The sequence below is a fragment of the Streptomyces katrae genome, assembly GCF_000966975.1.
GTDB lineage: Bacteria > Actinomycetota > Actinomycetes > Streptomycetales > Streptomycetaceae > Streptomyces > Streptomyces katrae.
The window spans coordinates 1-6631 of the sequence record NZ_JZWV01001102.1 but is presented as its reverse complement, the minus strand read 5'-3'; the positions used below and the strand labels follow the sequence as shown (position 1 = coordinate 6631).

Genomic DNA, 6631 nt, shown 5'->3' with positions numbered 1-6631 from the left:
CTTCTGGGTCCCGCCGGCTCCGTCGAGGGCGGTGACCGTGCCGTCCGCCGCCACCGTGACCACGTACGGGTCCGCCGTCACCACGCGCGTGCCGGCGGACAGCTTCCGCTGCCACCGCTCGGCGCCCGTGCCCGGCTCCAGCACCTGGAGCAGCTGGCTTCCGGGTGCCACCACCACGACCGCTCCGGCCGCGTACGACGGGGCGGTGCTGCTGGACACGCCGAACGAGGGAGCGTTCGCGCGTACGGCCCAGGCCGTCGCTCCGTCGGCCCGGCCGAGCCGGGCGGCCGCCAGACCGGGTCCCGAGCAGAACAGGCCGTCGCCCGCCGCCGAGCAGGACACCGGGGGCGTGCCCGGCGAGACCGACCACGGGGTGAAAGCCGTGCCCGGGTCCGCCGACGCGTGGGCGGCGGGCCGGCCGGGCCCGTCCGGGCCGGCGGCCCACCACAGGTACCCGCCGGCCGCCCCCGCCGTGAGCAGGGCGCCGAGCCCGGCCGCCAGCAGCGCCGGCCGGATCCGGCGCCGGCGCGCGGCGGGCGGCTCCTCCGTCGCGATCTGCCGCCGCTGGTGGGTCGGCTCCTCGTCCGCCACCGGCCGCCGGGGCTGCGGTATGAACGCCTGGGTGTCCTCGCCCGTCGGGTACGCCACGGCGCGCATCTCAGCGATCAGCGCCTCGGCGGTCGGCCGCTCGGCCGGATCCTTCGCCAGGCACCGCGCGACGATCGGCACCAGCCGGGCCGGCAGCCCGGTCAGGTCCGGTTCGCTGTGCACGACCTGGTACGCCACGAGGTAGTGGCTGTCGGAGTCGAAGGGCCCGCGCCCGGTCGCCGCGTGCACCAGCACCGCACCCAGCGCGAACACGTCCGCGGCCGTCCCCACCTCGCGCGGCCGCTGGAACTGCTCCGGCGCCATGAACGGCGGCGTCCCGATCAGCTTGCCGGTCTCGGTCCGCAGGTCGCTGTCGGCCGGGCGCGAGATGCCGAAGTCGATGACCCGCACCCCGTCCGGCGCCATCAGCACGTTGCTCGGCTTCAGGTCCCGGTGCACCACCCCGGCCCGGTGGATGTCCCGCAGCGCCTCCGCCAGCCCGGCCGCGAGCCGGGTCAGCTCACCGGCGTCGAGCACGCGCTCCCGTACCCGTTCGGAGAGGGTCGGCGCGTCGATGAACAGGGTGGCCATCCACGGCCGCTCGGCGTCCGGGTCGGCGTCGACGACGGGAGCGGTGAAAGCCCCGCTCACCCGGCGCGCGGCCGCGACCTCCTGCCGGAACCGCGCCCGGAACTCGGGGTCCACGGCGTGCTGCGCGTGCACGACCTTGACGGCGAGTTTCAGCCCCGAACTGGAGGCGGCCAGATGGACGACGCCCATGCCACCGGAGCCGAGCACGGATTCGAGCCGGTACTGCCCGGCGTACTCCGGAAACCCGGCGTAGTCCGCGCGCCGCGACTGCACCGCTCACCACCCCCGACGGAGCCTAGCCGATGGCCCATGGCAACATCCAAGGGCTTGCTACCCTGCGCGCGTTGCGCAGTGCAACACCCATGGGGGGAGACTTCACATGTCCGTAGAGAACGAATCAAGCCAAGTCCAGAGCCTCTCCGGCGACGCGGGCCCGACCTTCCCGACCGCGCCCGGCTACCGGGTCAACGTGCGCAGCGGACCGGGCACCAACTACCCGATCATCGACTCCATCCCGGCCGGCGGTTACGTGACGATCCGCTGCCAGTGCTCCGGCACGACCGTCTCGGGGCCGTACGGGACCACGGACCTCTGGGACTGCGTCGGCAACGGCCGCTTCGTCTCCGACGCCTACGTCCACACCGGCTCCGACGGCTACGTCGCCCCCCACTGCGGCTGAGCCGTTCACCGTTCTGCCAGGTGAGACACCCCCGGCGGGTTCCGGCCCCCGGGGGATAATCGCGGGTGTGAGCGAAGAGCAGCGAGACCAGAGCCAGAGCCCCGCCGCGCCGGCCGAGCCGCCCGCCGGCCCGCAGCCCGAGCCGATCCGGTTCTTCGGCACCAGCTGGGTGGACCACACGGACGGCTACGCCCTGCGCCGCGCCGCCCTCGCCGCCGGCTCGCTCGTCGGCGCCGCCGCCGGGGCCTACCTCCTGCGCCTCGCCTACGAGGGCCTGGAGATCGGCAACGTCGGCCCCTTCCTCAGCATCTCCGTGATCGTGCTCTTCGCGATCGCCACCGCCATCGCCTTCGCCAAGACCTGGGAGTCCTTCGGCCGCCGCCCCGCCCCGTCCTCCGACGAGGCCGCCCTCAAGGGCCTGAAGGCGATCGGCTTCATCGGTTCCCTCCTCGCGTACTTCCTGCGCAGCCTCACCGAGGCCCCGGGCGAGAAGCTCCACCGCACCGAGTACGAGCGCGCCGCCGCCGAGTACGAGCGCCGACGCAGCACCCGTACGGGCAACCCGGCCGCCCGCCGCCGCCCCAAGCGCAAGAAGTAACCCCCGACCCCGGAAACGTCCGGCCGATTGACGCCCAGGCACCGCCGGGAGCATTATTCATCGCATGATGAATAACCCCCCGGAGGAGCCGCCTCCCGCCGTCCACGCCCGCGGCCTCACCGTCCGCCGCGGCACCGGCCGCCGGCCCCGCACCGTCCTCGACGCCATCGCCTTCGAGGTCCCCCGCGGCCGCATCACCGGCCTCCTCGGCCCCTCCGGCTGCGGCAAGTCCACCCTCATGCGGACCGTCGTCGGCACCCAGGCCCACGTCACCGGCACCCTCGACGTACTCGGCCGCCCCGCCGGCCACCCCGAACTCCGCTCCCGCATCGGCTACGTCACCCAGGCCCCCTCCGTCTACGACGACCTCACCGTCCGGCAGAACCTCGACTACTTCGCCGCCGTCCTCGACCCGGGCCGCGCCGCAGCCGACCGCCGCCGTGCCGCGGTCGACCGCGCCATCGCCGACGTCGACCTCACCGGCCGCGCCACCGCCCTCGCCGGAAAACTCTCCGGCGGCCAGCGCAGCCGCGTCTCCCTCGCCGTCGCCCTCCTCGGCACCCCCGAGCTGCTCGTCCTCGACGAACCCACCGTCGGCCTCGACCCCGTCCTGCGCCGCGACCTGTGGAACCTCTTCCACGAGATCACCGAGACCCGCGGCGTCACGATCCTCGTCTCCTCCCACGTCATGGACGAGGCCGAGCGCTGCCACGACCTGCTCCTCATGCGCGAGGGCCGCATCCTCGCCCAGGACACCCCCGAAGCCCTCCGCACCCGCACCCACGGCGCCACCGTCGAGGAAGGCTTCCTCCGCCTCGTCGACGAAGCGAACGCACGAGCGGACGCACGAGCGGACGCACGAGCCGAATCCCCGACCGGCACCCTCGAAACGGAGACCCCGCGATGAACGGCGCCCGCACCCTCGCCACCGCCGCCCGCGTCCTGCGCCAGCTGCGCCACGACCCGCGCTCCATCGCCCTGATGCTGCTGGTCCCCGTCCTGATGCTGACCCTGCTCCGCTACGTCTTCGACGGCAGCCCGCACACCTTCGACAGCATCGGCGCCTCCCTCCTCGGGATCTTCCCCCTCATCACGATGTTCCTCGTGACCTCGATCGCCACCCTCCGCGAACGCACCTCCGGCACCCTCGAACGCCTCCTCGCCATGCCCCTCGGCAAGGCCGACCTCATCGCCGGCTACGCCCTCGCCTTCGGCGCCGTCGCCGTCGTCCAGTCCCTCCTCGCCACCGGCCTCGCCCTCTGGTTCCTCGGCCTCGACGTCATCGGCTCCCCCTGGCTGCTCCTGCTCGTCGCCCTGCTCGACGCCCTCCTCGGCACCGCCCTCGGCCTGTTCGTCTCCGCCTTCGCCGCGTCCGAGTTCCAGGCCGTCCAGTTCATGCCGGCCGTGATCTTCCCCCAGCTGCTCCTGTGCGGACTCTTCGCGGCCCGCGACAGCATGCAGCCCGTCCTTTCCGCCCTCTCCGACGTCCTGCCCATGTCCTACGCCGTCGACGGCATGACCCAGGTCCTCACCCACACCGACATGACCGCCGACTTCGTCCGTGACACCGTCGTCGTCGCCGCCTGCGCCCTGCTCGTCCTCGCCCTCGGCGCCGCCACCCTCCGCCGCCGCACGCCCTGACCACGGAGCGGACACCCCCTCCCCGTCACGTGGACGGGTGCGAGGATGAGGGCGTGAGTCCTGAAGGTCCGTTCGTTCGACGAGGTGAATAGGGCATGACCCAGACAGTCGCGGTCCTCGGTACCGGCAAGATCGGCGAGGCCCTGCTCAGCGGCATGATCCGCGGCGGCCGGCCCCCGGCCAAGCTGCTCGTCACCGCCCGCCGCCCCGAGCGCGCCGCCGAACTCCACTCCCGCTACGGCGTCGAGGCCGTCAGCAACGCCGAAGCCGCCAAGCGCGCCGACACCCTCATCCTCACCGTCAAGCCGCAGGACATGGGCAAGCTCCTCGAGGAGCTCGCCCCGCACGTCCCCGCCGACCGCCTCGTCATCAGCGGCGCCGCAGGCATCCCCACCGCCTTCTTCGAGGAGCGGCTGGCCCCCGGCACCCCCGTCGTCCGCGTCATGACGAACACCCCCGCCCTCGTGGACGAGGCCATGTCCGTCATCTCGGCCGGCAGCCACGCCACCGCCGAGCACCTCGCCCACACCGAGGAGATCTTCGGCGGCGTCGGCAAGACCCTGCGCGTCCCCGAGTCCCAGCAGGACGCGGCCACCGCCCTGTCCGGCTCCGGCCCGGCCTACTTCTACTTCCTCGTCGAAGCCATGACCGACGCGGGCATCCTGCTGGGCCTGCCCCGCGCCCAGGCCCACGACCTCATCGTCCAGGCCGCCATCGGAGCCGCCGTGATGCTCCGTGACAGCGGCGAACACCCGGTCAAGCTCCGCGAGGCCGTCACCTCCCCGGCCGGTACGACGATCAACGCCATCGTCGAGCTGGAGAAGCACGGCGTACGGGCGGCCCTCATCGCCGCCCTCGAAGCGGCCCGCGACCGCAGCCGCGAACTCGCCACCGGCAACAGCTGACGTACGGAAGACGGAAGGAGGGCCGGCCCCGCCCGAACCCGGGCCGGCCCTCCTCCCCTTCAGGGCGCCAGCAGCCCGATGGCCTCGTACGCCCGGTCCACCACCGGCCGCGCGATGGCCCGCGCCCGCTCCGCGCCCTCCCGCAGCACCCGCTCCACCTCGCCCGGATCGGCTGCCAGCCCGGCGTGCCGCTCCCGCAGCGGCCGCAGCAGCTCCACCACGGCCTCGGCGACGTCCCGCTTCAACGGCCCGTACTGCGCGTACCCCTCGGCCAGCTTCTCCGGGTCCCCTCCCGTACACGCGGCCAGGACGTCCAGCAGGTTCGCCACCCCGGGCCGCGTGGCCCGGTCGTAGACCACCCCACCCTCGCCGCTGTCCGTCACGGCCCGCATCACCTTCTTGGTGATGACCGCCGGTTCGTCGAGGAGGTAGACGATGCCGGCCGTGTTCTCACTGGACTTCCCCATCTTCGACGTCGGGTCCTGGAGGTCCATGACCCGCGCGCCCACGGTGGGCAGCGTCGCCTTCGGCACGGTGAAGGTGTGCCCGTACCGCTGGTTGAACCGCACCGCCAGGTCCCGGGTCAGCTCCACGTGCTGCCGCTGGTCCTCGCCCACCGGCACCTCGTCCGCCGCGTAGGCCAGGATGTCGGCGGCCATCAGCACCGGATACGTCAGCAGCGACAGCCGTACGCCCTGCCCGGCCGCCTCGGCCTTCGCCGCCTTCTCCCGGTACTGGATCATCCGCCGGAGCTCCCCGTCGGTGGCGGTGCACTCCAGGAGGTAGGACAGCCGGGTGTGCTCGGCGACATGGCTCTGGACGAAGAGGGTGCACCGCCGTGGATCCAGCCCGGCCGCCAGGAACAGCGTCGCGTTCTGCCGGGTGAGCCGGCGCAGCCGCGCCGGATCGTGCTCCACGGTCAGGGCGTGCAGGTCGACCACACAGAACAGGGCGTCCGAGGGCGAGTGCTCGGCCGCGACCCACTGCCGCAGGGCCCCCAGGTAGTTGCCCAGCGTCAGGTGCCCGGACGGGGTGATCCCGCTGAAGATCCTCGTCATGTCCTGTCTCTCCCTCGTGTCCTGCGGTGTGGTGTCGGGACCGCCGCGTCGGGCGGCCCGGCCACTCCCGGGAGGGGAGAAACGGAAACGGCCGCCGGAGCGGCGGCCGTGAGCGCATGCGTGCTCGTGTCGGAGGTCGGCCGCCGTCAGGCGGGCCACCAACGAAGGCTGAGCTTGCGTGCATGCGTGGTCATGTGAGGCAGCGTAGCCCTTGGGACATGAGGACGGCGTGAGTTTCGCAGGACGGCCCGGCGGGGTTGACACGTCCGTTCCAGATCCGTAAGGTTCTTCGAGTTGTCCGACGTGAGCGCCGACTCCGGTCGGTCCCCGGACAGCCATCCCGCACTACTCATTCGAACGAACGACGCTCTCTGTCGTCTCGTTTTCATGCGTATTTGCGAATGAGGAATCCGTGTTCCAGGACGCAGCCGCCGATTGGCTTCGGGGGCAAGGAATCCGCTACTGTCTCACTCGCCGGAAGGGCCCAACAGCCCGGAAGGCAAATCCCGCTGACTGGGAGTCAGGCCCGAAAGGATCTGATAGAGTCGGAACCGCCGGAAAGGGAAAGCGC

General features: G+C 72.5%; 7 protein-coding genes. 5 read left to right on the top strand and 2 right to left on the bottom strand.

The window, feature by feature from the left end; translation table 11 throughout:
* The coding region (locus VR44_RS33025; RefSeq protein ID WP_045951317.1) for a serine/threonine-protein kinase at window positions 1-1452 on the bottom strand (1452 nt) is incomplete at its 3' end.
* A 106-nt stretch (window positions 1453-1558) separates the two neighbouring features.
* Here VR44_RS33025 and VR44_RS33020 point away from each other — a divergent pair.
* The 5 genes from VR44_RS33020 (at window position 1559) to proC (ending at window position 5002) form a co-directional block, all read left to right on the top strand.
* On the top strand, window positions 1559-1858 hold the full coding sequence (locus VR44_RS33020; protein ID WP_045951316.1) for an SH3 domain-containing protein: 300 nt from the start codon (window positions 1559-1561) through the stop codon (window positions 1856-1858).
* A gap of 67 nt (window positions 1859-1925) precedes the next feature.
* Window positions 1926-2456: a hypothetical protein gene (locus VR44_RS33015; RefSeq protein ID WP_045951315.1), complete on the top strand. Its 531-nt coding sequence runs from the start codon at window positions 1926-1928 to the stop codon at window positions 2454-2456.
* 64 nt (window positions 2457-2520) lie between these two features.
* The gene (locus tag VR44_RS33010) at window positions 2521-3363 is read left to right on the top strand and encodes an ABC transporter ATP-binding protein (protein WP_045951314.1); all 843 of its coding nucleotides are present in this window, start codon (window positions 2521-2523) and stop codon (window positions 3361-3363) included.
* Entirely contained in the window at window positions 3360-4097 is a 738-nt protein-coding gene (locus tag VR44_RS33005; protein ID WP_045951313.1) for an ABC transporter permease, read from the top strand. The genes VR44_RS33010 and VR44_RS33005 overlap by 4 nt, the downstream gene beginning before the upstream one ends.
* Window positions 4098-4192: 95 nt before the next feature.
* Window positions 4193-5002 (top strand): pyrroline-5-carboxylate reductase, encoded by an 810-nt coding sequence (gene proC / locus VR44_RS33000; protein WP_045951312.1) that lies wholly within the window; start codon window positions 4193-4195, stop codon window positions 5000-5002.
* 59 nt (window positions 5003-5061) lie between these two features.
* Here the strand turns inward: proC and trpS are convergent, their stop codons facing one another.
* Window positions 5062-6060 carry a tryptophan--tRNA ligase gene (gene trpS / locus VR44_RS32995; protein ID WP_045951311.1) on the bottom strand — a complete coding sequence of 333 codons (999 nt, stop codon included), beginning with the start codon at window positions 6058-6060 and terminating at the stop codon, window positions 5062-5064.
* Window positions 6061-6631: the final 571 nt, after the last annotated feature.

Excerpts from the sequence above, each read along its gene's own strand:
- VR44_RS33020 (WP_045951316.1), top strand. The coding sequence starts at position 1,559 with ATGTCCGTAGAGAACGAATCAAGCCAAGTCCAGAGCCTCTCCGGCGAC.
- VR44_RS33010 (WP_045951314.1), top strand. The coding sequence starts at position 2,521 with ATGATGAATAACCCCCCGGAGGAGCCGCCTCCCGCCGTCCACGCCCGC.
- VR44_RS33005 (WP_045951313.1), top strand. The coding sequence starts at position 3,360 with ATGAACGGCGCCCGCACCCTCGCCACCGCCGCCCGCGTCCTGCGCCAG.
- proC (WP_045951312.1), top strand. The coding sequence starts at position 4,193 with ATGACCCAGACAGTCGCGGTCCTCGGTACCGGCAAGATCGGCGAGGCC.
- trpS (WP_045951311.1), bottom strand. The coding sequence starts at position 6,060 with ATGACGAGGATCTTCAGCGGGATCACCCCGTCCGGGCACCTGACGCTG.